The following is a 25,241-nucleotide window of genomic DNA, read 5'->3' as shown; positions in this document are numbered from 1 at the left end:
GACGATTATAAGAAAAGAACAGCTAAAAAAGAAGCGGGAACAACTCCGCTTCTTTTTTAGCTGTTCTTGTATTCAATTTGTGTTGTAACACTTTAGTCGTAAAAACTTCATTTACAATCTGGTGAACCAACGGGATTTGAAACTTTAAGTCGTCTATCCTTGGAACATTAACGCGTGTACTCCGGTTGGGCCATGGCGATCGGCTGAGGATTCGCTAATACCCATAATACCGCCAACTCGGATAATCTCGCGGGCGCATCAAAATCGTATCCATTGCGAAGTCTGCTGACCAAGTCTGCTGCCTCTTGGAGAAGTGCCGGGGCGAGTGGCTCACCTGTGCCCAAGTGACGAATCAGTGCATCCAGCATCTTGCGATACTCCGCATCCCAGTTTCCTCCGCCATTATCCAATACTTCATGAGACACGCGCCCTGTGATGCGAATAACCTCTCCCTGCACCGTTTGCGCATGTCCACGGGCCGGAATGAGATATTCCCAGAGCTCTTGGTGCTGCTTGGGCCAGGTGGCTGCCTTTACCTGAATGGGTCCAGTTCCATCGTGCATGATCCGATTCGCTATCGGCTCAACATCAAATAACTGGTACAGTTTAATCAGCGCGCTTGAGACTTCATCCACCTTGTCCTTATTGAACTTTTCACGGACGAATTCAAAATCCTTACCGATCCGTTTCACCGATTCTTTCATATCCGGGGTGAGCGATGCTCCGGCATCCAGCAGAATTGCGGCAATCTCTGCCAGATTAACTATATCGCTATTCTGGCAATTGACTAAGCCCTTGGCTAATGGCGTATTTCCCTGTTTATTTTCTACGTTAATCGTAGCGCCTTGGTTTACCAACTCTTGAACTACTTTGGTTCTATAACCACTGACCGCTGCATGTAACGGTGTTTCATTTTGGTAGTCCACAGCATCCAGATCCGCACCTAATTCAAGGAACAGGGGTACATTTCCAGACCAGTGTGAGGCATGGGCATGTAGAGGCGTGCGTTGATATTTGTCACGTGCATTAATATCTGCCCCTTGCTCTACCAGCCAGCGAACCAATTCATCCGAAATATGCCGAAAGCTGAGAGCCGTACCTTTGCTATAGCCCCCACGGGCATCCCATTCGCATTGTTCGAAAACCTCTTTTACGGTAGCGATATCATTATCTTTAACGAGTTTTTCCATATGAGCAGGTAATGTTGTTTTCTTCTTAGTCATTAAAAAAAACCTCTCCTTGTGAATGACATCGTATTTTCTTAATGATAGGCAATGATAGATGGATAGAAAGTAGATAATTTCTGCAAGTTTATCATATGGGAGAATATAAGACCAATTACTGGATTTAATTAGCGGATACGACAAACAGAGGAATTGAACCTGTTTTCAAATCGAATAGGGGACCTTGCTTTGTTTGGCTATGTTATAATTTTAGATGAGTTTCCATAGGGTTGATGGATTGAAAAGTATATAAAATGATCGCCGCAATTCGTGCGGTAGGCTTTTGATAATAGGAGGATCTATGTCCTGGAGTAAACTGAAGCAACAATTAGAGAGTTTTCTTAGTCCCGCGTTAGTTGGAAAAGTGGGGTACCGTGCAACCAGCTATCGCTATGCCCCTGATAAATCAGGCAATTGTTACATTACCGTAGATCAAAAGAACATCCTGAATATGAGTGATACTGCAACGCCGATCCGGTGGTATCAGACGGAACAGGAGATTAAGAACGACCCTAACATCCTCATTCCTGTAAGCGATGACGAGATTGAAACTATCCGGCAAGAGTCCAAAGGCAATATTCCCGAGGATCGATTGCAAATCATGGCAAGGAGCAGAAAAATCTCCGTACATGCCAAAGCGCTTTTGGCGGCACAGGCTGCACTCAGTAAATCAAATTTTACCGTTGCAGCTACCACATATTTATCGACTTCTATAGAAGATAATCTGGAGAGCAATGATATTTTGTATAATATTCTGGCTTTAATGGACAGACGAGTAGGCAAAAAGCGAATTCTAAACATGTCTGAGCAGGTCAAATTAAAGCATCCAGCGGTGCAATATTTCTATGAACTGCGTCGTCGTACGGTGTGAAATTTAATAACATTACGGATAGAGGTACACTGTATCGGTGACAGTTTCACCGAAATCTGCTTAACAAGTGGATATAGCTTTTAACTATAACCAGTTATGGTTTTTAAGTATCCCTTCTAACTGCTCTCGGCGTGATATGATAATCGTATACAACGAGGGGGTTTTTACATGACTGATAAGTTCCAGATCGTAGGAAGTTTATTGCGGCCGGATGAGCTGCTGAAATATAAAACGCAAATTGAACATAATGATGATATCCAATATCCGTTCTATGAAAACTACGAAGGATATGAGAAGTGTGAGACGGAGGCTATCAAACAAGTTGTAGCTAAGGAAATCGAACATAACTTGTCCGTTGTTACCGATGGCGAATTTTCCAAATCGATGTGGCATCTGGACTTTGTATGGGGATTTGGCGGCGTGAAGCGTTACATCGCGGATCACGGCTATTTCTTCAGAGATGTGGACGGAACTTCCAAATATGAAACACGCAAAGATATTGGACTGCGCATCACTGACAAATTAAGCGGAAAAAATCATCATTTCATTCAATTGTTCAAACAACTGCAAGACACGGCTGGTGAGCAGCAAACGAAACTTTGCGTACCATCGCCTTCCCATATTTTCGGTGAGCTTTCCTGGTCGGATAACATTGGCGGTACAGATTCCGTTTATCAGAACAAACAGGAGCTCAAAGAGGGCCTAGTGATCGCGTATAAGGAATTCGTGGAGGAATTCGCTGCAATAGGCGGCAAAATTCTGCAATTTGATGATTGCTTGTGGGAACTGTTTGCAGACGACAATCCGAACTCTCCATTTACAGGGGAGCATATTAATCAAGATGAAGTACAGGGTCTCGCTTCTGAATTCATTGATATTAACAATACCGTGATTGACTTCGGTCATAGCCTTGGCTTGAAAATGTGGACACATAATTGCCGCGGTAATTATGATTCCCGCAACATGGGCGGTGGATCGTATGTGAAAATCGCTAATCTGTTCCTGAAGCAATTGAAATATGATCGTTTCTTCCTGGAGTGGGATGATGATCGTGCAGGTTCGATCGAAGCTCTGGAAGTGTTCAAGGATAGACCGGAAACGGAGATTGTATTAGGATTGCTTTCATCCAAAACGAGTACACTCGATGATGAAGCGCGTGTTGTCCGTTTGCTGGACGAAGCATCCAAAATCATCGATAAGGATCGACTGCTGTTGTCTCATCAATGCGGTTTTGCATCCTGCGATGGAGGTAACGAATTAAGCGAAGCGCAGCAATGGGCGAAGATCGATCAGGGGCAGAAGATTGCCAAGCAATACTGGAACAACTAAATTGTAATCATACCATTTGAATTGAAAGGGATGACTCGTAGGGCCGTGAATGGGCCTGCGAGTCATCCTTTTTTTGGATAGAGTCGAAGACACGGTTGGCTTTTACAGCATAGATGAAAATCGATCCCACGGACTATACCCACCGGAAGCATCTATCCAAAAGGAAAAGCTCTTGCTTACGCAGAAGTTATATACTTTCAAGCGCCTGCGATGATAGACGATGGCATGGATGCATTGAGCGGTTATATAGAATGAAAGGGAGAGGAGACAGATAACAATGAATCAAACACCGTTAGAAAAAGACAGGGTTTTAAAAAAACTGGATACGCTGGGATACTCAGACCGGATGAAGCAAATAGCTCAACTGGGTCTCCAGCATTCGGATCAGGCAGGTTACTCTGCGTTACTTATAACTTTACTCGATAGCGGTACTGCCTATGAAGCACATCTGGCATTGACTGGTGCAAGTGTAACTAATGATGTAAATGTCGTATTGCTTGCTTTGAAGCATCCCAAGGCAGGGGTCAGAGGTCGGGCAGCCGGACTATTGCCCACAGTGGTGACAGATCCAGAGTATTCAATTGAAACCGAAATCATCTCTATGTCCTATCATTGCCGCCGTCAATTACTGCGAAGCATTGTGAACTATCGCAGACAGGATTGGGCGGAGCGTCTGTTACCATTTGTGCTGGTTCGCTGGGGTGCACAGGAAGCGGCTTTGTTACTGTCCGTGTGCGGTGAAGAGACGGTTCGAGGAAGACTTCCGGAACTCGGCTATGCGCTCCGTAATTGGCGGGTAATTACGAAGCGTTTTCCTGATCTGGTCGCAGCATATCTGGAGCATGAACTGCAAAATACAACACATCGCGGAAGAAATAGCGTATGGTGGACACTTTCTTCGGCGGTGGAGAAGCTGAGTGAATCCAGACCAGCGATCGTGCTGGAACTTGCGCTCAAATATGGACCATTCGAATCGATACATCCTGTGATCAAGCAGCAATTGGGTGTGCTGATCCAGACGAGCCCTGAAAGTGTATTTGAACTGCTGACACGGGAGGCAACACGAGGTTATCTCTTGGAGCAGGGGGTACCAGCTGGTGTTCTGAAAAAAAGAAAATGGTTCACTACAGCCCAGTGGACCACGCTGGTTACCCTACTCATTGACGAGTCCATGCACCTTGCCAAAGTATTGGATACACTTGCACCGTCAAGTCGTGAAGCGATATTTGATAAGGCATATAAGGAAAATGAGCGGAGGACACGTATTTTTCCTACGCCGTTATTGGATGTTCTACCCCACCAACTGCGTGATAAGGAAGCAACGCGCATGCTCGAATTGCGCGACATCCGGGATGATCGGGAACAGACGCTTGAGATTACAGCCCGCCGTCTGATCATTCATGCGAGGGAAAAGCTGGAGCAAGCTGTTCAGGTATCAAGTGCGGATGAACGTGCTGTGGCGTATGGTCGGCTTATTCGAAGCACGGCGATATCCCGCCGGGGGATGGATGAGACATTGCGTTTCCTGACACGGGTCAAGAACGATCAGGACCCGGTACGTTGGGCGGTGATGTCCGAACTGTCGAACTGTCCTGTTCCCATGTTCACCGAGCAGCATGTGGACGATCTAACTGTGCTGGCAGACAGCGTGGTCGAAGCCAGAGATACCTCATATGGGACGAAGAATGCGACAGAGAGACTTGCTTTCTCCATACTGCGAGAGCATGCGCAAGCGCCAGATAGCAAGCTTTTCAGGTTTGGTTTGAGAACGCTGAAGAGAATGGTCGTGCGGGATGGGCAGTTCGTGTTGTATGAGAGAGATTGGAACGGCATACCGGATCATGCGCTTGAGGTTTTGTTCGATGAGTTGTATGCATTGGGTATGGAAGCGAACAAACGAGAGAACGATGTTGTGGTCTTGCGTATGGCCGAATCATTTGGTAAGGCGATAGATCGTTTGCCTAAGCTTCAACGTTTGCTGGAGGAACTGGTGAAGACAAAGAAGGCTCCTGCTCAGGCAATCCGATATTGGCTGGCTCCTTACGAAACGCGGGATGAGAGAGTCAGAGAGTTGTTGGACAGAGATCCGTCCTTCATCTCGTTCCATGAGGTGTTTCGTCATTTGCACCTGAAGCGACAGGAGTGGCTGGATCCGTTCATCGCGGGAAGAGTCATTAAGGGCAAGCATTTGTCGGGAAAAACCATTTATGTTGTGCCTGCGAGTGACGGATTTTATAGGTGGCTGCCACGTCAACAGAAAGCACTGGCCTCCCTGCTGGAACATATCGCACTTGACATCAAACGAACTTCCTATGAGCGTGCAGCAGTAATACGAAGGCTAGCGAGCATGCCCGACCACTGGTCCGAACAACTGGAGGTGCTGTTGCAGGATTCGGAAGTGCACGTCGTGGAGGCGGCACTGTATGCCTATTCGTTAGGTGAAGAACCGGAGAAGGCACTTCCTGTTCTACTGGACAATCTGGATGGAGACCGCGCTCGTGTTGCCATGTATTCAATTCCTAGATGCGCGGGCAGAGTGAGTCCGGTCTTGTTAACGTCAATGCTTTCGGAGTTGCTAGATCGGGAGAAACTGAAGATTACGGTCAGAAAAGAGGCAATCCGGCTGCTTGGTGCTTATAAAAGCAATGACAGCATGACTCTCCTCGTTCGGGAATACGAGAAGCCTAATATTCATAAAGACGTCATTATCGCCATTGGACATGCGGCAAGGCAATGTCTGGATGATGAGCGAAGCTGGACGATGATGAGCACAATGGCTTCATCTTCGGAGCGGGATATTGCCCGAAGCCTGTTGAACCAGCAGCCCAGTGAACTTCCACTGGAATCGCGTCCACGGTATTTGAGATGGATTACAGGGATCGCAGGCCATGCTGATCCGATTGTAGCCAGAGAGGCTTTTCGCTCTATGATCCCGTGGTTGAACGGGAATGAAGAAGTTATCGCGACGTGTGCCAGTAGCACACTGCTTGATTTTCAGGATAGTACCCGATGGAAGGCAGCGCTGGATACCCTTATTGCAGCTTGCTCGGAAGGCAAAACAAACGAACAAGTGATCGAGGTGTGCAGACAACTGGTTGCCACAGAAACGATAGATGAATGGAATGCGGGGAATGAGAGAGATCTGCCAGAGCGGCAGCGTTTGCTCGCACTGATCGACAAGTTAACCTTGTTGTCTCTGCCGGAAAGGAGACTGCTTGTTCCTTTGTATGCGGGCATCATTACATGTCTCAGCTCTGATGAAACCATGAAGCTGGCGGTAATCCGGTTGCATCTGGCTATGACAGACTGGAGCAAGACGGACCTGGCCATAGGCGGCTTGGACCCTGTCATTGGCATAGTGAACAGACAGCCGTATGTATTGGATTTTGTGAAACGGAAGGTCAGTCGTGTCTTGAATGCAAGCAAAGGGTACTGGAAGCCGGAAGACCTCCTTCAGATGGTGGATCAGTTGAATACTCGGACTCAGATGGCCGCTTTTGGTATAGGGCTAAGCCTGTTACAGATCGCCGGTGAGGCATTATTATGGAATGAGGACTGTACGGATCGTTTAAGAGTATATCGAACCCATGAGCAGGGAGCTGTCCGTCTGATGGCTTTGGATATATGGACAACTCTTGAATAGCATAATGAGACAACAAAGACGGTACAGAATCTACTCTGTGCCGTCTTTGCATTGGTTCGGAGAATAAGAGTAAGAGCGTTTGAGACAGCATTTAGGATGAGATTGCAAGGCTTAAAGGAAATTATTTACTTTAAAGCGGAGAAGTGCTAGGATATGGTGGAAATTGTTAGTAAATGGGACTGATCATCCTTGTCACAACGTTGAAAACTCAAGGGGGCATCCGGTATTGAACATCATATTTGTAGTGGATATTTTGCTCAGTGGTCGAGGTGGAATGGAAACAGCTCTTTCGTTAATCTATCATGAGCTCAAACAAAGGCATAATGTCATCGTGATCTTAAAGGGTAAATCGGAAGATAGCACTTGGGAAGAGGGCATCAATACCAGAGTTTTGTCTCAAAAAATGAGTGATTCTATCCCGCGGAATGTTCTGTTAAATATCTACTCGGCTGCCTTGGCCAATGTCATGAAAGATCTGTTACCAATGGATATTATCGTATCCACAGGACCCACTGGGGTGAAAGCCGCTTCAATGGCGGTTGAACGGTTAAATGTGCAAGTACCCGTAGTAAGCTGGTTGCACTTCAATCTGGATTTTTATTATAGATTCTTCGAAGATTTACGGGCTGCTGATGGGCATCTGGCGATCAGTGAAGGAAATCTGAAGGATCTGCAATGTGTTTTTCCCGAAAAACAAAACAAGTTGGTCTATAATCCTGTGAAATTCGATAACGTAACGTATGTGACGAGACCATCTCACCCTGTATTCTTGTATGTTGGAAGACTGGCCGAGGTGAAGAATGTGGACCACATCATAAAGGCGTTATCCCCCCTGCAAAAGAATCATTTCGAGCTGCATATCATTGGAGACGGGAAAGAATACGAACCGTTACTAGAATTGTCTCATCAATTGGGAATACAGGAGCGCATCATATGGCATGGATGGCAGCAAAAGCCCTGGGATACAGTGCCCTGCGTGACATCTTTACTCCTGACATCGGATACAGAACCGTTTGGGTTGGTCCTGATTGAAGCACTCTCCAGAGGCATTCCTGTTGTTTCCAGTAATTGCAAATATGGTCCGAGAGAGATCGTGAACTCCAGCAATGGTTGGCTCTATGAACCGAATGATTTGGAGCAACTGACGTCTATTTTGGGCAGGATTATGGACAGTGGACAACCATCTCCGTCCCCGGAAGCATGCCGAGAATCAGTGAGAAAATATGCCGTCCAGAGCATAGCAGAGCAGTTTGAACAAGCGTTATTGGATATCGCAATGAAAAGGGCAATACAGCACGAATGAATTGTTCACAAAGTATTCAAAAAAACAGTTGACTTAAGAAGTGAATGGCAGTATTCTAGAAAAAAATTCAATTTTATGTAATTAAATACACTATATGAAACGCCTTGAATTACACTCCCTAGAACTACCTCCTACGCGCCTCCTTTTTTCTCAACTAGACTTGAAATTACAAGCAATGTGCAGGACAAGTCTCCATTCAGTATATTCTTCTACCTAGATTTTCTCTTGCTACTTCCTCTATAAACCTTTTTTTGTTCTCTGATTGCAAGCGCTTACAGTAAGTTTTATGAGAGGAGGTGAGAGTATGAAAAATTATAAAAAACCGACATTTCGTAAATTGGAATCCGCGGCTATTGCTCAAGCAGCAAGCTGCGGCTGTGGCTGTGCATTTTCAGTTGGCGGCGGCTATGGATCATCCTGCTAATCATTTATTCTTCATGGACGCAAGAAGAGGCCTGTTTACCGGCCTCTTATCTTAATCACTGGAGGCTTGTTCATGCAAATAGACGAACGATTGCATATTCCATACGTCGCGGTGTATTACGAAGACGGAAACTATGTCGTACATAACGTTCAACTCAACTGTTGGGTTGTGTATTCACCAAGCGAATATGAGATTGCATCCGAATTGATATATGGTGGCAAGACCGTTTCTGAATTAATGGATTCGGGTGTGGACGCTCAAGATGTGAAGCGGATCGCACGAAAGATGCTGATGTATCGTGTGGCTTATCAAGGGGAGAAACCTGAAGAATACAACGTTCTGGATACGTTGCAGAAGCAGGGAATGGGCAAAGTTGCACCTACCGCCATCTATTTTGTAACGACATACAAATGTAATCTGAGTTGCATTTATTGTTATGCGGATAGCAGCCCGGAGCGTTCGATGAATGGAGATATGAACACCGAAGAAGCCAAGGATATGATCAGACAGATCAAAGATCTGGGAACCAGTACGATCGTGTTTACAGGCGGGGAGGCTTTTATCCGCAAGGATATTATGGAGCTCATGACTTATAGCAAGGAAGTTGGACTTCGTGTGAACGTCATCAGTAACGGAACATTGATTAACAGCCGTGAAAAAGTTAATGAAATTGCCAAGGTGATTGATTTGTTCACGATCAGTTTTGATTCTTTGGACAAAGAGGAGCATGAAGCGAACCGAGGTAAAAATACCTGGGATCGGGCGCGTAAGGCCATCGACCTTCTCCTTGAAGCTGGAGTCAAACTGAAAATCAATCAAACGGTGACTAAGCACAATCGGGACTCCATTGATCCTTTACTGGAGTTCGCCACCGAACGGTCCATTCGCTTGAATATTGTACCTCTTGCGACTTTGGGTCGCGGGGACGAACGTATGCAAGGGCTCAGTTTTGCTGAACGCCGCCGCATATCCGACCGTATGCTGGATATTGAAATGGATGATGCCCATGAAGATTGCCATGCCTTAAATGTGAAGCAATATGAACGTAGAAGACATTGTGGCCATGGTACGAGTGAGTTTTCTATTGATGCCAAGGGCAATGTGTTCCCTTGCAAATTGATGCACTCCCCGATGTTTCACGCCGGATCAATTCGAGAGAAATCGCTCAGGGAAATATGGGAGACTTCCGAGGTGTTCGAACGTTCGCGTAACCGAACGGTTCACACGTTGCCAGAGTGCATGAAGTGCACATTCCGTGAATCTTGTGGTGGCGGCTGTCGTGCTTTCCATTGGGGAGCAACAGGCGATGCGGATGGAACCTTCTCACAAGATTGCTCAGGCATCCGGCGCGGAATCCGCAGAAAAATGGTCGCTTATTTCAAACTGACAGGAGGTAAAACGAATGAACCCGTGGTTTCAAATAGCCGATGATGTGTTTTTCGATGAAAATATTGAAGGGGTGTTCATTCTTTCAGATTCCGGAGAAGTATACGTCCTGGAGGATGATGTTAGTAAAGCCGTTTGGAACATGCTTGCGGATTCACCACAATCCCTTGAAGAGATGTGCCAGCATACCAAGCAAAAATTCAATATCGGTGATGATGACCATGTCGAAGACGATATCCGGGATTTCGTAACGGCATTATCCAAAATAGGAGTTCTGAAAGAATGCATGGTACCCGCAGACAGGATTTCCTGATCCGTGCATTGCAGCACGGGAAGCCGATCTCCATATTGATCGAAGGTAACTGTATGCATCCCTTGCTTGTTCACGGACAGCGCATCTCTGTCTATCCCCCGGGCGAATTAAACGAAGGTGACGTGGTGTTGGTTCGTGATCCGGTGAACCGAATTTTGGCTCATCGCATCCTTAGCCTGGAGCATGATTATGTGATTACTGCAGGTGACCGCAATCACATATCGGATACTCCCTTACACCGATGTGATGTGTTGGGTAAGCTGGATATCCCGGAAGATCAGCAACCATACCAAAATCCGCTGAATTCACGCTTGCCATCCTCTCAATTAAAAGTGGTGGTACATCCTAATGCACTTGATATAACAACCAGAGAAGTTCTATCTCATGCTTTTGCTGTGGATATTGTCATCGAAGAAAATCCGGTCAATCTCCTGATGAGCTTGCGGGAGAAGGGATGGACATCTATTGCTATTCATGCCGGTGCGAGAGAGCATCTGTCTGATCTGCCGCATACTGCAGACAAGTTGGTCGTTTTTGTTGGCTACGATGTCGGCAGAGAAGCGGATGCACCTAATGGCATCATTGGTTTGAGTGATGCAAGTTTCGTGGCAAGAACGGCAGTCAGGTATTGGGATGACTTGAATGCAGAAGTAAGTGTAGCGGCGATTATAGGTTTTCATATGAGGAGGACAACATTATGTCATGGGTAATCACCGCCACATGCGCAGATGAGCGTCTGGCTAAATGTCTTGTGGCTTGTCCCGAGGAAGCGATCCAGACCTCTCCGGATGCCAAACAATATTATATTAATCCATCCATCTGTACCGATTGTGGACTCTGCGATCTGGCCTGCCCTGTGGCAGCAATTTTCCCTGAGAGTGCAGTGCCAAAGCAGTGGAAACACAGTATCGAGGAGAACCGTTTGTTTTTTCTCACTTAGTCATAACTTGCATGTGTCAGCGCAAGCGGGATGATACTTGCGTTGACATGTAGTATCAGACTGGAAGGGAAGTCGGAATGTGATGCCGACACTTCATGTACGGGTTGGGAGATATCCACTGTTATCAGAACTTTGCAGAGCGATTAACGAGTTAAGGCAAGATCGATTATGGATTGTTCCAGAGGAACGAAATTATCCGCCAGCGCTTTTAAATCTAATTCGTAATCGGGGACTCCGTTCGAACGTTTATCGACACTGGGGCAGTTTGTTCCTGAGAGATATGCTGGCTGTAGAGAATGGGCCGGAAGTGAAATTGTTGAAGCGAATATTAAGTGCATCTGTCGAAAGTAGGGATTCTGGTGTTGTAGCTGAATATGAAAATCATTTGGCTACCCAATGCGAAGCCATTAAGGAATATATCGCTCCTCTAATCCAAAATTACAACATTGCCGAGGTCGTAGAGCTGAAGCTTTACCCTCTATCAACTATGCCTCCTCCGCAGATTGGACGATTCGGGGCCAGCCTTAGCAAAGCGATGTCTACATCTGTACATTTGGCTTTTGGTGCACCGCCGCTTCATCTATGGAATCAGTTTAATTTGACCGAGTCCTTTTTCGCCAGAGGTGGCATTCATTATCTCGTCAAAGAGTGGCTGGATGCACATGCTGGTGAATACGGTGAAATAAAGGAAGGATTGAAGCCACACCTGATCAACTTGGTATCCGTAGTCATTCTTACTGAAGTTGATCATTTTTTCAGTACCAATTTGGATTTTGTGTTTCATGAAGAAGATCGATTGATCTATCGCTGGGCACTTTCGCAATATTCCGGTAAAGTCGGTTTTGGCGACCACCTGATTCAATATATAGATCATCTCAATACCAACTGGCCACCACCAAATCTGGAAGAGACCAAGCAAGAAATACCTTCAACGGTCGTGCATACCATCCAAATGAAGTCCAGAGTCTCCATTCAGGACCCGTTCGCTCTTCTGGCGAGTACCCGGTGGATTGGAGACTATTATGATATCGTCGATTCAGATATGGAGAACGGGCGAAGCGAAGTGACGCCATTTCTGGTTTTACCGTGGAATTCCGTCAAAGCCGAAGAAATCTGTTCCCGGCACCGTATGCGGAAAAGTCACGATGGTGCTGTTTTGGACTATGAGCATATGACAGGTCTGGAACAATTCGATATCACGAAGACGCTATGTCTGCTCATCGATCTGGAGCCCGGCGAATCATGGAGATTTGTCATGTTATGTCCCTCTGCCCGCTCTGATACGGGCTATTTCATAGAGACATCTGATTTATCACAGATTCATACACCGATCGCTTTCGTAGATTCTGCCTCGGGAAGGAGAATATTATGAGCCGTATACACGCCGGATTTGTCCAAATATGGATGATTATCCGGGCTGGGGATCGGGCCATCTGGATTTTACTATCCCTTATTCTAGCTCTCGGGGTATGGCCTGGTTTTATGATATGGGCGATCAAGCATTCAGTTAACCAATTGGCTAATGGTGACCGCAACGCTTCATTAGCTTACATAGGAATTATTGCAGGGGCAGGCACGGTTGCGATTCTGCTGAACGTTGTACAGCCCTATTTTTTGAGAAGAGTGAAAGATCATGTCTATCATAATTTGTCTACTCGTTTGTTTGATAACGTGAATCGCAGAACAGAAAATGACATGCTGCTTGCAGCAACTCGAAATCGGATTTCGAGCACATCGGAATCGGTCAGTTCCATCTATCATGGAGGATTGGATGGTTTATCGGCATTGCTTCAGGTCATCGTGACGGGATTTTCCTTGACCTGGATTTTGTTGGAGGTTGCCTGGTGGGCGCCCATTCTGATCCTGGGTGGAACAGCACTAAATGTGTTTTTGATGAAAAAAGCTGCCGTATCGGAGTCGACCTTTCTTCAGGATATCTCGGAAATATCAAGGCTTGAAGGTACGTTTCTGGATATGCTAACGACGTTCAAATCCGCCAAAGAAATGCGTGTTTATGGAATAGCAGGCTGGATAAAGGGAAAGTGGCGGACAGAGGAAAACCGGATTGCACGATTATCGATGAAGCAAACAATTCGGGCAGGTTGTTACAGGCTGATGGGTCAACTTGGCAGCGGTGTAGTCACATCCGTTGTATTGCTCGTGGGATTATGGAAACTATGGCGAGGTACCCTGAATCCCGGAGAAGTTGCGGCGTTACTCATTGGCGGTCTGCATCTTGAACAACTGCTCAGCATGGTCCTAACTCAGGGTAAGCACTGGCTTGGTCGAAAGATGTTTTTGGCCGAACTAATGGAGCAGCCACAAGATCAACAGGCCAAGACAGAAGCAGATATGTCCATCCATAATGAAGAGCTTGCGATATCTTCCCATGCGTTATCTGTTCGCCAGTTAATGTTCAGCTATGACGGGAATCGCAATGTATTAAATAACATTACGTTTGATATTCCCCGCGGGGCCAAGGTTGCCATCGTGGGTGCTAACGGTTCCGGCAAGAGCACGCTGATGCTTATGCTTGCGGGGCTCTTGAAGCCGGACCATGGTTCAGTAGAGTCGGAGGCTGTAGGGGGTTATTGCCTGCAAGATTATGGACGTTATAAATTATCCGTTGCAGAGAATGTCTATCTGGGCGATATTACCCGCAAGGATCACACGGAAGGCATTACCGAAGCGCTACAACTGACCAATGCCCATTTTGTAGATAAGTTACCTCAAGGAAAGCAAACAGAGCTATGGCCAGAAGTCGGTGGATCGGATCTGTCGGAGGGGCAGTGGCAGAGGTTGGCATTAGCAAGAAGCATGTTCAGAGCGATCTACCGTGTTGGATCTGTCGTTATTATGGATGAACCAACGTCGAAATTGGACCCTTCCAATGAATTAAGCATTCTGGAGTCCATTACTAACAGACTACAGGGCTATACGGTGTTATTTGTCGTTCACCGTCTGGTGGGCTGCGTTTTTGCCGATACGGTTCTCATGCTGGATCAGGGCGAGATTAGGGATTACGGAACCCATGAGCAATTATTGGAGACCTGTGAGCCTTATCAAGCGATGTGGAAAGCTTCTTCCTCTTTTATGGAAGCGCCGAAGGAAGAGGGAGAAGGGGGCGTTGCCTAATGTGGTTGATTCGAGTCAAAAACAAACGAAAGATCATTCCATGGTTTTTGTTCGCTTTGTCCGTGACGTTCTTGACTGGTATATTGCCTGCACTGCGGATATTCCTGTTCGGATATGCAGTCCAGCAGGTTATTTCCGGTGTTAATGTTGAGCAGATGATCATGCTGATGGCCTGGTTCGCTGCTGCAACTATTGGAGAAAAGGTCATGGACTCGTTGTATGGGGTAGCGTTGGAGGGGCTGCGTATTCATATAGGGCGGTCCGCGAAAGATTTATATGTTGATCGATATAACGAAGTGCCATATCAAAAGCTTTTGAATCCATCGTTCTCCGAATCGGCTGAGAAGGCTGCGAACGGTTTGGACCGGGGGCACCGAATCCTTACGTTAGGCCTGGATGTACTCAGTGCAGGAGTCATGCTGATCAGTTTGGGGACAGCTTTATGGTTTGTCACAAAGATCGGATGTGTGGTGATGATTGTGACGTTTGCCTTTGTGGTGTTCAAACAATACAAACTCGGCCGGCAGATGTTTAACGTCGAGAATCAGCTATCGGGTCAGCGTATCCGTGAAAATTATTACCGAAGTACAATCATGGATGTTCAACTGGGTAAAGAACGCAAGTTGTTTGGATATTCGCCTTACATCGTGAACCTCTGGAGGAATACATTTACTGAAATTAGCAAGACCAACCAATCCTTTCTTCTGACATCCCAAAAAACAACTGGACTGATGCAGATCGGTCAGCTTCTTCTCATCTCTGTTGCTTACATGGTATCGATTCTGACAGCTAGTTCCTCCATCGGCGGTTTGATTATTGCTTTTCAACTCATCGATGAATTGCTTGGCAAGGCCAATGCTTTTGTACTTGAGCTTCGATTGTTTACCAGTGAACTGCTCGTTGCATCCAACCTCACCCGGTTTCTGTCAACCGATGTTCCAGACAATGCTGAAGCTTCATCACAGGAAGCGAACAGGGAAATTATATTATCGGGAGTCAGCTTCACCTATCCGAATAGCGACAGACCTGTGCTTACTGATGTGAGCATGCATTTCCGAACAGGTGAACTTGTCGGGTTGGTGGGTGAGAACGGAGCAGGGAAAACAACGCTGTGTAATATTATATGCGGCCTGCTTGAGCCAGAGGAAGGCGAAGTGTGGGTAGACGGGGAGCCGAGCTTGAGTACTAGCAGGTTGCAATCGGTCGCTGTTGCTTATGCCGATTTCGCCAGATTTCCGTTGACTGCTCAGCAGAACATCGGGCTGCATCGTGATTGGAGCGATACTGCACAGCTGCTTGTACAAGACATCATCGAGCAAAGTGGAGATAAACGGTTGGGTGCGGGATATTCAGACGGAACCGAACTTTCAGGAGGGCAGTGGCAGCGTGTGGCGGTTGCCCGGGCGATGGCGAATACAAGAACCATGCTGGTACTGGATGAACCTACGGCTGCAATGGACCCGATGATGGAGGAAAGTGTCGTCAGAAGCATTAAACAATTTGTGGCTCAGGGAAAAGCGACTCTGCTGATTGCACACCGGGTCAGCACAGTCATGCACTGTGACAAGGTCTATGTCATGGCTAACGGACAGATTGTCCAGGAAGGAGCCCCCTTGCAATTACTGGAGGAGGATGGCGTATTTCGTGAAATGTACGGAGCGCAGGTTGCTTTGTTACGCAAGCAGGGGAGTGTAGCATCCGTCGGGTGAAGCCCGGAAAGGGGAAGTACCTATGAAAATATTAATCATATCGCGGGGGAACGGGTTCGGGCATGCGAAGCGGGATTTGCTTGTCGCCAAGCGACTTATGCAGTTAAATCACGAGGTGATTATCGCATCCTATTCCTCCGGATTCCAATATTTACGATTGGTATATTCGGGTGATCTGATTGATTTGGAGCTGCCGTCAGCCGGTAGCAGTGCCGAGCGAATGTTTAAACTGCTGGACTTGATACGTCGCACACAACCGGACGGCATTGTTGTAGATGAAGAGCTGCTTGTACTTCCAATGGGAAGAAGTCTGGGAATTCCAACCTGTTTCATTACGAATTGGCTTGAAGATGAACAGGAAACGCTAGATTTTCTACAGATGGCTGATCGAATTGCTATTGTCGATATACAGGAGCACTGGATGTTCCCGATACCAGTCTCCATTCGGGACAAAATCCGTTTTATCGGCCCTGTGGTCGAAGTTCCGGCAGCGACCCGTACCAGGGAGAAGAAGATTGTCATTACGTCAGGCTCGGCGACCATTGTGGATGTTCCTTTTTTTACAAAAGTTATAGCGGCATTAAAGGATGAACAAGCTTATACCAAGCTTGTGTACAGCGGAACTCTAACGAGATCACTGCAACGGCTGGGCGATGAGTCAACACATTTTATAGCAGACCCGGGCTCCTTTATAGACGAAGTGAAAAGCAGCTCGCTTGTTGTGTGCCGGGGCGGGCATACGACATTATGGGAGCTCGCCTCATTAGGTGTTCCGGCCATTGCGATTCCTCGGAGAGAGGAAGTAAACCCGAGCAATATCGTGTACGCCAAACAAATGGGGGAGAGAGGTTACATCCGGTGGCTTCAGGAAGCCGATATGGACACCGACTTAATTGCTTCTTATGTCGATCAAATTCTGAGTGGTCAGGACCAGCTTCAAACCTATGCATACGATGGAACCGCAGTGGATCATTTGGTGTCCTGTGTTCTTGAAACTTTTCACTCAACAGTGAGAGGAGGTGTGGGGCATGGGACTGGGAATGGGAGTTACGGTCATAATTCCTACATATAATCGATCAGATTTGCTGGAGCGGACCTTGTTATGTTTGCGGCATCAAGAGGCTGATAAGTCCTTATTTGAAGTGATTGTCTGTGATGATGGCTCAAGTGATGATACGCAAAAGGTTGCCTGTTCTTTTGAATCGTATCTGGATTTGAGATATTGCTATCAAACAGATCTGGGATTTCGGGCAGGAACTGCGCGTAATATGGGACTGCACCTTGCCAAGCATGAGATATGTGTATATCTGGATACTGGGGTGTTGATCGGTGCCGATCTCATTCGCAATATCATTGATTTTCATAGTCGGTATAAAGGCACTGTAGGCTTAGGTACGGTTCATGGCATGAATCAAAAGGATGATCAACATCCAATCGCTAGATATCTGCAATCGATTGCTTTGTCGGAACATCCGGAGGCTTGCCTGCGTAATCCAATGCTGAAGACCTATCCGGATTCCAGACAAATGCGGTTCGACTTTTACGAAAATGACCTGGATCGAAGTTCTGCTCCGTGGTCGTTTTTTTGGACAAGTATGGTTTCAGTGGAGACCCGTATATTGAGAGACGTTGGTGGATTTGATGAATCTTTTCAAGGTTGGGGGCACGAAGATCTGGAATTGGGTTACCGGTTGTGGAAAGCAGGCGTGCATTTCCGTGCAGACCCTTCGCTCCGAGCCCTCCATTTGCCTCATGAACAATTCAATCCTGTGCAGATGACGAGCCGGAAGAATCATTTGCATTTTGTCAGGCTGCATCAGGAACTTCCTGTTGAGCTGTCTTATGTAAACGAGACTTTAAATTATGAAATGTTGCTTGCGCAGTTTAATGTGGCTGATCAATATCTTCCCCAAGATTATGATTACATTGAACCAAGCGACATTGATTCTAACCAAGAAGGTAGACGATTAGCAGTAGGATACATGTCCTCTCCGTTCATCGACAGGTTGAGCATTACGGATGTATTTGCATGTAATCAGCAGAATGCTGAACTCATTCGCACGGAGCGACCTGCTGTTCACACCGACTACAAAGCAGGTTTTGTCAATTTTTGTGAGGATGATTACTATCACATGGCTTTGATTACGGATGTCTGGAAAGTTATTCCGCTGACCCTGCTAATCGTCCTGCTGGATGAACTGCTACGCATCGCTAAACAAGTCTATCTCCTGGACACAACGGGTCTAAGTCTTGAAATGTTGCCTATTGTTGGCGAACAGTTACCGACTGGCTTTAATGCAGAACCAATCAGACGTATTGGCAAGACAGGTGTATATGATATAACACGTCTTGCTATGACGACTTAGTTATTACTTATATTCCTGCTTATCTATTGCGATCTGCTTCCGTACAGCCGATTTGCTATATGGAAGCTGATGAATTTATACAAGAAAGAGCCCTGCAGGTTGTAGATGTGCAGGGTTCTTTCTTGTAACCTGTGTGTCTGGACAAGTAATTCGGTATATTTTATACAGAGGGTTCATGCTGCTTTTTGAAATACTGCTCAATTACAAATCCGAGCACAGGTCCAGGGTTAATCTGTTGTAATTGAGACTGATCGCCAAATTCCATGAGATACGGCTGTTCCGTAGTACAAGGAATCCAATGAGGCATCCGTTTTCCGGTGGAATCTGAACCGTTCGGGTCACCTGTAGCAATAAAATTGGACAAATAATTGCACATCTGGCGGGCCAGATCATAATGTTTGCCCGTGAAAGGTCGCCAGCATTTGGCGAGTGTTTCGAAGAAAAACCACAGATCGACGGAGTGAAAGGTTCCCGGCTGGTCCCACCCCGGAATCTCGGCGTCGAAGTTATAATAGTATAGAGGCGTTTCAGACGCATGACTGCTGTTCGCGCGAATGGCGAGCAGAATGGCATGTTGGATCATGCGGACCGATGCCTGTTGCAAGGCATGCTCGAATTGGCCGGTATTAGCCTCACATAGCTGCAAAAAGGCAGGAGCATCCTCGTCGAACAGCTCCACAGCCATCTGTTTCAGTTCTTCCAGATTGGCTGCGGCGGGACGGGTCCAGAATTCGGAAGACGTATGCCCCAGCATGACGGGGATCGCCTCGCGCTCCTGCTGAACAAAACGAGTAAACGAATCGCCTGCGCAGAATTGTTCGTCGATGACGGTTCCCCAGAAGCTTTTATATTCGAGTGCTTTGTCACGGAGAAATTCAGCATCCAGTTGTCTCGCCTCAGCCAGGGAGGATACGCCCAGGAAGTCGAAAAATGCAACCCCGGCTTGCTCTGCATCCCGCAGTGTGGAACGGACAGAAGGCACACGGACTTTCGGGTACAACTCTGTAGCCATACCGCTCATGATAACGGCTCGCTGGAACAAACCTTTATTTTGCGGAGAGGTCATCTGGCTGAGTACACTTCCTCCGCCTGCCGACTGTCCACCGATTGTGATCTGGTCTGGATTACCGCCAAAGGCGGCAATGTTGCGTTTGACCCACTGCGTGCCCGCTTGCTGATCGAGATGACCGAAGTTGGCGGGTGCATGGGGGGATTCGGCACTAATCTCGGGATGGCACAGGAAGCCGAAGGCATTCAACCGATAATTAATCGTCACGACGACAATACCTCTACGAGCGATTCGCTCGCCGTCAAATTCCATTTCGGCCGTATGGCCGACTTGTAGGCCCCCGCCAAAGTACCAGACAAAGACAGGTAACTTCTCGTCCGTGCGCTTGGCGGGTGTCCAGATATTTAGATACAGACAATCCTCGTCCATGGGCAGATCGGGGTCAACGGCCCATTCGCGAGTATAGATATTGTTATCATCAATGACTGTTGGGGCTTGCATGGAGATGGGGGCAAAATCAAAAGCTTGCAGTATACCTTCCCAGTTCGACTGCGGCTGCGGAGCACGCCAGCGGTTCTCACCTACAGGAGGTGCGGCAAAAGGAATTCCTTTGAAGCTGGTAATTCGGGGGTCCGCCGCGGGCAGTCCTTGCACTTGTCCATGTTCTACCGTAACCATTCTAAGCATCACAACATTCTCCTCTCTGGATTAAGCATGCATAACGATACCTGACCATCTGATCAACGATATATAAGATAAACCGAACGCCAGAACAAGGCGGCTATAGAAAGGGGGAATCAGGGTTGAATCCGATTTGGCATGAGAGCAATAGAGCCAGTAATTTGTACTTTATCAGCGGTGGTCACAAGCCAGCTAATTCTCATCAATGGGGGCCAGGCGTGCGTGACGTTTATGCGCTGCACTATATTATCCGCGGTCAAGGGACGCTGGAGACGGGGGGCCGCGATTTTCGGTTAGTTACGGGGGAAAGCTTTATCATATTTCCGCAAAAGGAGATTTATTATTATCCAGACCCGCAAGATCCATGGGAGTACGTCTGGGTGGAGTTTAGCGGTGAGGATGCCGGGCGGTTGCTTGGGCTGACGCAGCTTTCAGAGGCACAACCTGTGGTGACGATCTCACCGGAGACACTGGAGCCTTTTTTTCACCTTGCCTGGAACGCAGGTGCATCATCCTATGAATTGCTGCGGGCTGATGCGCGTTTGCGTCTGTTGCTCTCCTACTATATGGAGCATTATCCGAAGGAGCCGCAGGTGGACACCAAGGATTATGTTTGGCTGGCGAGAAAGTACATCGAGCAGAACTACTGGAAGCCGACATTGACCGTCACCGAGATTGTAAAGGCTGTCAATCTGGAGCGCAGCTACTTGTTTCGTCTGTTTAAAGGAGCAACTGGCAACTCTGTTTTGGAGTATATTACATCCTGCCGAATTGGGCGCGCCTGTGAATTGCTGAAGACATCGGGTCTGCCAATTCAATCGGTAGCCTATTCTGTTGGCTACAATGACCCGTTATATTTTTCCAAAGTATTCAAGAAAGCAACTTCACATACGCCAACTGCGTACATGATGCTCCACCAAACCAAGGCATAACGTTAACGGAACAAGGCACAGTTCCCAGACTCTCGAAAATAACGTATCAGCTTCTCAATGGGCTCGCGTCCACAGTTCAGCTTCACTCCTATGCAATCGATGCACAGAAATTGCTGGGCGGAGCGCGAGATCAATTTGAGGTAGATGCCCACATCGTCTGAAGAGAGCGGAACCTGACAGGAGGTGCACAGTCGATGCTGAGTCATTTATTTCACCAGTTTGGCCCGGACGATGAGGCAATCATGTGCTGCGACAACGGGAGCGAAGCGTTCACGGAACACGCCAATCTCTTTATGTTCCCAGCAGTCGTACAGTGACAGAGCATAACCGGCAGCGTAAGGCAGACCCATATCCCAAAATTGCAAAGACAATTCCCGCTGGCTGTCGCTGAGGTTGAAGAAGCCAATAGCCAGATCACCATCTGTGAGTACCTTCACCAGCATAAATACATCGTCTGTATGAAACCATTGCGGCTCTGGTTTAATACGGTAAGCTCCGCGAGCTTCTACATCCTGGTTGATGGCAAGCAGGTCAGGATTCAGGAGAATATCTTTGGTGATCTGGTTAGCCTTGCGCACGTCGCATCCGATCATTAATGGGGAACCCATCATGGACCAGAGGGAGAAGTGGGTTTTATATTCGATGTCATTGCATCCGCCGATGCTGCCAATATAATCATTGTTGCTTCCACCGTACATCCCAACGATTAGCATATCCATGTCATTATGGCAGAAGGAGCCGGTGTAGCTTTGTTTCCCCAATTGAGACAGGGCAAGTTCCTTCACTGAGTCCCAGTTGTCGCGGATATCGCCAGTGGAGCGGTACATGTGGGCACCCGATTCCCGAATCCAGTCGTATACGTCGTCGGCTCCCCAGTTACAAGCGGAGAACAGGATATCGCGTCCGCAGTTTTTCAGCGCCAGGCTCATCCGTTTGTACAGCAGCTCGCCTGAGATATGTCGCGGCTTGAAGCAGTAATCATACTTCAAATAATCAACGCCCCATTCGGCAAAAAGGGCTGCATCCTGGAATTCATGCTCAAAGCTGCCTGGATACCCGGCACAAGTATGCGTACCCACGCATGAATACATGCCGAACTTTAGTCCTTTACTATGGATATAGTCAGAGAGCGCTTTCATTCCACTGGGGAATTTCTCCGGGTCAGCCACCAGATTGCCGCTCGCATCCCGTTCCTTCAGGCTCCAGCAATCATCGATTACGATATACTCATAGCCAGCGGCCAGATAACCTTCCGATACGAATACATCAGCGACATCCCGAATTAATTGTTCGTTAATATCCCACGTAAAGGTATTCCACGAATTCCAGCCCAGAGCAGGGGCAAAGCCTAACACTTGATTGTTGCTCATGATCTCGCATCCTTCCTCTTCTCAGTTTCGTTAACAATACTAAACTGAACATAAACGATGAGCGACGTTTCCTACCATAGCTTAACGTTGCTTGAACATGGACATATGTTGCTCTGCTGTGATGGAGGAATTATCGCTTTCCAATCAAAATTTGGCAGGGGTAATCAGAAGTAGCCGCTAGATGCCCAAGAAAGAGAAAATGTCTGTCTGTGAAGAAGTTATATTTAACTTTTCAGGGATCTGTGCGAAACCATGGTATGAATGATATGATCAGTGATAATACTCGAAAAGAATGTCAGAGCAACAGGGAATCTAACAGGGAAATCTGAATACGATTCGGTTCTTACAGGAAGATCACATATATAATTTATAGGATGGGGAGTGTCACGAAATGAATCTAGATGAAGTGATGCAAGAGCTGGAAGCACTGGGTAAAGAACGAACGAAAAAAATCTACATCTCCAACGGTGCGCATGAACCGCTATTTGGCGTGGCAACCGGGGCGATGAAACCAATGGCGAAGCGGATCAAAAAGGATCAACCTTTGGCAGAGCAACTATACGCCACGGGGAATTATGATGCGATGTACTTTGCTGGCGTGATTGCTGATCCTCAAGCGATGACGGAAGCTGATTTTGACCGTTGGATCGATGCTGCTTATTTTTACATGATCTCTGACTTCATCGTTGCCGTCACATTGGCAGAGACGGATATTGCTCAAGAAGTTTCGGATAAGTGGATCGCGAGCGGAGACGAGCTGAAAATGTCAGCAGGATGGAGCTGTTACTGTTGGTTGCTCGGCAGTCGAAAGGATGCTGAGTTTTCTGAGAGTAAACTAACGGAGATGCTGGAACAGGTGAAAAAGACGATTCATGAATCTCCGGAACGAACGAAATATTCGATGAACAACTTCCTGTATACCGTTGCAACATCCTATCAACCGTTGCACGATCAGGCGGTAGAGACGGCCAAGGCCGTGGGACCTGTCGAAGTGAATAAGGACATGCCAAAGAGCAAGCTGTTGAATGCCTCTGAGAATATCCAAAAGGCAGTGGAAAAAGGGCGGACGGGGTTCAAGCGTAAATATGTAAGATGTTAATCGCAATCGCTGTAATGTGATAGACTAGAACATCAGGGATGTAACACATACAGGAGGTGCTCGCATGCTTGTAAAGAGTGTCTCCCTTTTTGTGTTGTTGTGAATATCACGTGCGTGTGTAACTGAAATCTAGTAACCGTCAAGCAACAAGTTAGTCAACAAATTCTCTGTCGATCCTTTATACTAATAAAGCCAGAAACATATCTAAGGAGTTGCCGAATCCAATATGAATAAAAAAGAAGTCGCGCATATACGCAAGCAATTTAAACTCGATCACGATTTATTGAATATTTACGATATTCTCAACGTCTATATTACGAAGGAAACCAACGAGGTCTATCACTGGGAGCGTCACCCGTTCGAACTGGTGGATAGAGAGAAACAAGAGCTGTACATGGGCAATTTCAAAAAGTTGCTCACAGGTGATCTGGATCAGAAGCTGTTTGAGTTGAAGTTCCAGGAAGCGGCGGAGGACCCGGCTCAGGTACTGCTTCACCAGGCTCTGGTAACAGGTGATCCGGACGAATGGCAGGATCTTATGCTGTTGCTCGTGGATCGAATGCTGGTGGATGCCAAGTATGAGCGAGACATGGTAGCTACGTTTGTGCGTGGACAGTATTATCTGCCGACCAAAGCTAGAAACGAAGCCACGGAAGAGAGCGAGAAGAATGAGGTGTTCGCCCATCCGTTCATTCTGTGTAGCGTGAACTCCACGGAGAAGCAGCGGAAAACGCTCTTGTTTGATTACGTGGAGAGAGAATTCAAATACAACATTATTGTCGATCCGATTATCAAATTAAGCACGCCAGAGCAAGGATTCCTGTACCCGAGCGTGACAGACAACTACTCCGATGTGAATCGTGTTCTATATTGCACAGGGAAATCCAATTTCCCGGACCCACATTTTGTTGAAAATGTATTGAATGGCGAGAGATCCGTAACCGCATTGGAAGAACGGGCGATCTTCGAAGATATCGTCAAGGAAGTGGCCGGTGAACAGCTCGATTCAGCCACCATTGCACAGGTATATGAGGAGATCAACCGCGTTATCGAAATAAATGAAGAGTCCCATGAGGAAGAACCTCCGAAGCTGGATTATAAAGATCTGGAACGTGTACTGACCGCAAGTGGTGTGGAAGATCTGACGACGGAGAAAGTGGAACGTGCCTTCGAAACGATCGTGGACAACAAGAATTATGAGATGAAGGCGACCAGTGTTATGCCGAAGTTTACGTCCAAATCCATCAAGATTGAAACCAAGGTTGCTACGATTTCGGTTAGCCCGCAAGACCTGAGATATGTGAAGCAGGTGAACTATCAAGGCAGACGTTGCATCATGATTGAAGTGGACGAAGATGTCGTGATTGAAGGGTTTACCCTAAATACAGAAAAACTTGTAAATGAGTGATTGATTTTAGACCATGATGATGTAGAATCATCGGACAAGGACGGATAAACGTCCATCTATTGCAAAAAGCCCAATCCTAAGGCATGATCGCCAAGGGATG

At 47.0% G+C, this 25,241-nt stretch carries 19 protein-coding genes; 16 read left to right on the top strand and 3 right to left on the bottom strand.

Going from position 1 to position 25,241, the window contains the following annotated elements:
- Positions 1 to 167 precede the first annotated feature (167 nt).
- The gene (locus tag AB4111_RS28670) at positions 168 to 1,223 is read right to left on the bottom strand and encodes an ankyrin repeat domain-containing protein (protein ID WP_442034593.1); all 1,056 of its coding nucleotides are present in this window, start codon (positions 1,221 to 1,223) and stop codon (positions 168 to 170) included.
- A 301-nt stretch (positions 1,224 to 1,524) separates the two neighbouring features.
- Here AB4111_RS28670 and AB4111_RS28665 point away from each other — a divergent pair, with 301 nt between their 5' ends.
- From AB4111_RS28665 to AB4111_RS28605, 13 genes are all read left to right on the top strand, one after another.
- Complete coding sequence (locus AB4111_RS28665) at positions 1,525 to 2,094, top strand: SF0329 family protein (RefSeq protein ID WP_442034591.1); 570 nt, start codon at positions 1,525 to 1,527, stop codon at positions 2,092 to 2,094.
- Between the two features lie 168 nt (positions 2,095 to 2,262).
- On the top strand, positions 2,263 to 3,423 hold the full coding sequence (locus tag AB4111_RS28660; RefSeq protein WP_442034589.1) for a cobalamin-independent methionine synthase II family protein: 1,161 nt from the start codon (positions 2,263 to 2,265) through the stop codon (positions 3,421 to 3,423).
- A gap of 277 nt (positions 3,424 to 3,700) precedes the next feature.
- A complete protein-coding gene (locus tag AB4111_RS28655) occupies positions 3,701 to 7,066 on the top strand; it encodes a HEAT repeat domain-containing protein (protein ID WP_442034587.1) in 3,366 nt (1,121 codons plus the stop codon).
- 226 nt (positions 7,067 to 7,292) lie between these two features.
- Entirely contained in the window at positions 7,293 to 8,369 is a 1,077-nt protein-coding gene (locus AB4111_RS28650) for a glycosyltransferase (protein WP_442034585.1), read from the top strand.
- A 496-nt stretch (positions 8,370 to 8,865) separates the two neighbouring features.
- Positions 8,866 to 10,224: a radical SAM protein gene (locus AB4111_RS28645; protein WP_442034583.1), complete on the top strand. Its 1,359-nt coding sequence runs from the start codon at positions 8,866 to 8,868 to the stop codon at positions 10,222 to 10,224.
- Positions 10,196 to 10,492, top strand: coding sequence for a PqqD family protein (locus tag AB4111_RS28640; protein WP_442034581.1), 297 nt, complete (start codon positions 10,196 to 10,198; stop codon positions 10,490 to 10,492). Before AB4111_RS28645 ends, AB4111_RS28640 begins: the two co-directional genes overlap by 29 nt.
- Positions 10,462 to 11,202 carry a S24/S26 family peptidase gene (locus AB4111_RS28635; protein ID WP_253430230.1) on the top strand — a complete coding sequence of 247 codons (741 nt, stop codon included), beginning with the start codon at positions 10,462 to 10,464 and terminating at the stop codon, positions 11,200 to 11,202. The genes AB4111_RS28640 and AB4111_RS28635 overlap by 31 nt, the downstream gene beginning before the upstream one ends.
- Positions 11,190 to 11,432, top strand: a complete 243-nt coding sequence (locus tag AB4111_RS28630; RefSeq protein WP_253430233.1) for a 4Fe-4S binding protein — start codon at positions 11,190 to 11,192, stop codon at positions 11,430 to 11,432. The genes AB4111_RS28635 and AB4111_RS28630 overlap by 13 nt, the downstream gene beginning before the upstream one ends.
- A gap of 82 nt (positions 11,433 to 11,514) precedes the next feature.
- Positions 11,515 to 12,804, top strand: coding sequence for a hypothetical protein (locus tag AB4111_RS28625; RefSeq protein WP_442034578.1), 1,290 nt, complete (start codon positions 11,515 to 11,517; stop codon positions 12,802 to 12,804).
- Entirely contained in the window at positions 12,801 to 14,567 is a 1,767-nt protein-coding gene (locus tag AB4111_RS28620) for an ATP-binding cassette domain-containing protein (RefSeq protein ID WP_442034576.1), read from the top strand. Before AB4111_RS28625 ends, AB4111_RS28620 begins: the two co-directional genes overlap by 4 nt.
- Positions 14,567 to 16,276, top strand: a complete 1,710-nt coding sequence (locus tag AB4111_RS28615) for an ATP-binding cassette domain-containing protein (RefSeq protein WP_442034574.1) — start codon at positions 14,567 to 14,569, stop codon at positions 16,274 to 16,276. The genes AB4111_RS28620 and AB4111_RS28615 overlap by 1 nt, the downstream gene beginning before the upstream one ends.
- 22 nt (positions 16,277 to 16,298) lie before the next feature.
- On the top strand, positions 16,299 to 17,348 hold the full coding sequence (locus AB4111_RS28610) for a glycosyltransferase (RefSeq protein ID WP_442034572.1): 1,050 nt from the start codon (positions 16,299 to 16,301) through the stop codon (positions 17,346 to 17,348).
- The gene (locus AB4111_RS28605; protein WP_442034570.1) at positions 17,305 to 18,642 is read left to right on the top strand and encodes a glycosyltransferase; all 1,338 of its coding nucleotides are present in this window, start codon (positions 17,305 to 17,307) and stop codon (positions 18,640 to 18,642) included. Before AB4111_RS28610 ends, AB4111_RS28605 begins: the two co-directional genes overlap by 44 nt.
- 160 nt (positions 18,643 to 18,802) lie before the next feature.
- On the opposite strand, the gene AB4111_RS28600 is transcribed toward AB4111_RS28605, so the two are convergent.
- Entirely contained in the window at positions 18,803 to 20,338 is a 1,536-nt protein-coding gene (locus tag AB4111_RS28600) for a carboxylesterase/lipase family protein (RefSeq protein ID WP_442034568.1), read from the bottom strand.
- A 116-nt stretch (positions 20,339 to 20,454) separates the two neighbouring features.
- Here AB4111_RS28600 and AB4111_RS28595 point away from each other — a divergent pair, with 116 nt between their 5' ends.
- Entirely contained in the window at positions 20,455 to 21,264 is an 810-nt protein-coding gene (locus AB4111_RS28595) for an AraC family transcriptional regulator (protein ID WP_442034565.1), read from the top strand.
- Positions 21,265 to 21,470: 206 nt separating this feature from the next.
- On the opposite strand, the gene AB4111_RS28590 is transcribed toward AB4111_RS28595, so the two are convergent.
- The gene (locus AB4111_RS28590; protein ID WP_442034563.1) at positions 21,471 to 22,634 is read right to left on the bottom strand and encodes a glycoside hydrolase family 27 protein; all 1,164 of its coding nucleotides are present in this window, start codon (positions 22,632 to 22,634) and stop codon (positions 21,471 to 21,473) included.
- 391 nt (positions 22,635 to 23,025) lie between these two features.
- Between AB4111_RS28590 and AB4111_RS28585 the strand changes: the two genes are divergently transcribed.
- On the top strand, positions 23,026 to 23,733 hold the full coding sequence (locus AB4111_RS28585; protein ID WP_442034561.1) for a DNA alkylation repair protein: 708 nt from the start codon (positions 23,026 to 23,028) through the stop codon (positions 23,731 to 23,733).
- 226 nt (positions 23,734 to 23,959) lie between these two features.
- The gene (locus tag AB4111_RS28580; protein WP_442034559.1) at positions 23,960 to 25,141 is read left to right on the top strand and encodes a DUF4317 domain-containing protein; all 1,182 of its coding nucleotides are present in this window, start codon (positions 23,960 to 23,962) and stop codon (positions 25,139 to 25,141) included.
- Positions 25,142 to 25,241 lie beyond the last annotated feature (100 nt).

It is taken from the genome of Paenibacillus sp. 2KB_22, from assembly GCF_052115745.1.
Taxonomy (GTDB): domain Bacteria; phylum Bacillota; class Bacilli; order Paenibacillales; family Paenibacillaceae; genus Paenibacillus.
This window is presented reverse-complemented; position numbering and strand designations above follow the sequence as displayed.

Coding starts and splice junctions, on each gene's coding strand:
- AB4111_RS28665 (WP_442034591.1), top strand. CDS start 1,525: ATGTCCTGGAGTAAACTGAAGCAACAATTAGAGAGTTTTCTTAGTCCC.
- AB4111_RS28640 (WP_442034581.1), top strand. CDS start 10,196: ATGAACCCGTGGTTTCAAATAGCCGATGATGTGTTTTTCGATGAAAAT.
- AB4111_RS28605 (WP_442034570.1), top strand. CDS start 17,305: ATGGGACTGGGAATGGGAGTTACGGTCATAATTCCTACATATAATCGA.
- AB4111_RS28670 (WP_442034593.1), bottom strand. CDS start 1,223: ATGACTAAGAAGAAAACAACATTACCTGCTCATATGGAAAAACTCGTT.
- AB4111_RS28615 (WP_442034574.1), top strand. CDS start 14,567: ATGTGGTTGATTCGAGTCAAAAACAAACGAAAGATCATTCCATGGTTT.
- AB4111_RS28590 (WP_442034563.1), bottom strand. CDS start 22,634: ATGAGCAACAATCAAGTGTTAGGCTTTGCCCCTGCTCTGGGCTGGAAT.
- AB4111_RS28580 (WP_442034559.1), top strand. CDS start 23,960: ATGAATAAAAAAGAAGTCGCGCATATACGCAAGCAATTTAAACTCGAT.
- AB4111_RS28620 (WP_442034576.1), top strand. CDS start 12,801: ATGAGCCGTATACACGCCGGATTTGTCCAAATATGGATGATTATCCGG.
- AB4111_RS28630 (WP_253430233.1), top strand. CDS start 11,190: ATGTCATGGGTAATCACCGCCACATGCGCAGATGAGCGTCTGGCTAAA.
- AB4111_RS28655 (WP_442034587.1), top strand. CDS start 3,701: ATGAATCAAACACCGTTAGAAAAAGACAGGGTTTTAAAAAAACTGGAT.
- AB4111_RS28635 (WP_253430230.1), top strand. CDS start 10,462: ATGCATGGTACCCGCAGACAGGATTTCCTGATCCGTGCATTGCAGCAC.
- AB4111_RS28610 (WP_442034572.1), top strand. CDS start 16,299: ATGAAAATATTAATCATATCGCGGGGGAACGGGTTCGGGCATGCGAAG.
- AB4111_RS28585 (WP_442034561.1), top strand. CDS start 23,026: ATGAATCTAGATGAAGTGATGCAAGAGCTGGAAGCACTGGGTAAAGAA.
- AB4111_RS28660 (WP_442034589.1), top strand. CDS start 2,263: ATGACTGATAAGTTCCAGATCGTAGGAAGTTTATTGCGGCCGGATGAG.
- AB4111_RS28600 (WP_442034568.1), bottom strand. CDS start 20,338: ATGCTTAGAATGGTTACGGTAGAACATGGACAAGTGCAAGGACTGCCC.
- AB4111_RS28625 (WP_442034578.1), top strand. CDS start 11,515: ATGCCGACACTTCATGTACGGGTTGGGAGATATCCACTGTTATCAGAA.
- AB4111_RS28645 (WP_442034583.1), top strand. CDS start 8,866: ATGCAAATAGACGAACGATTGCATATTCCATACGTCGCGGTGTATTAC.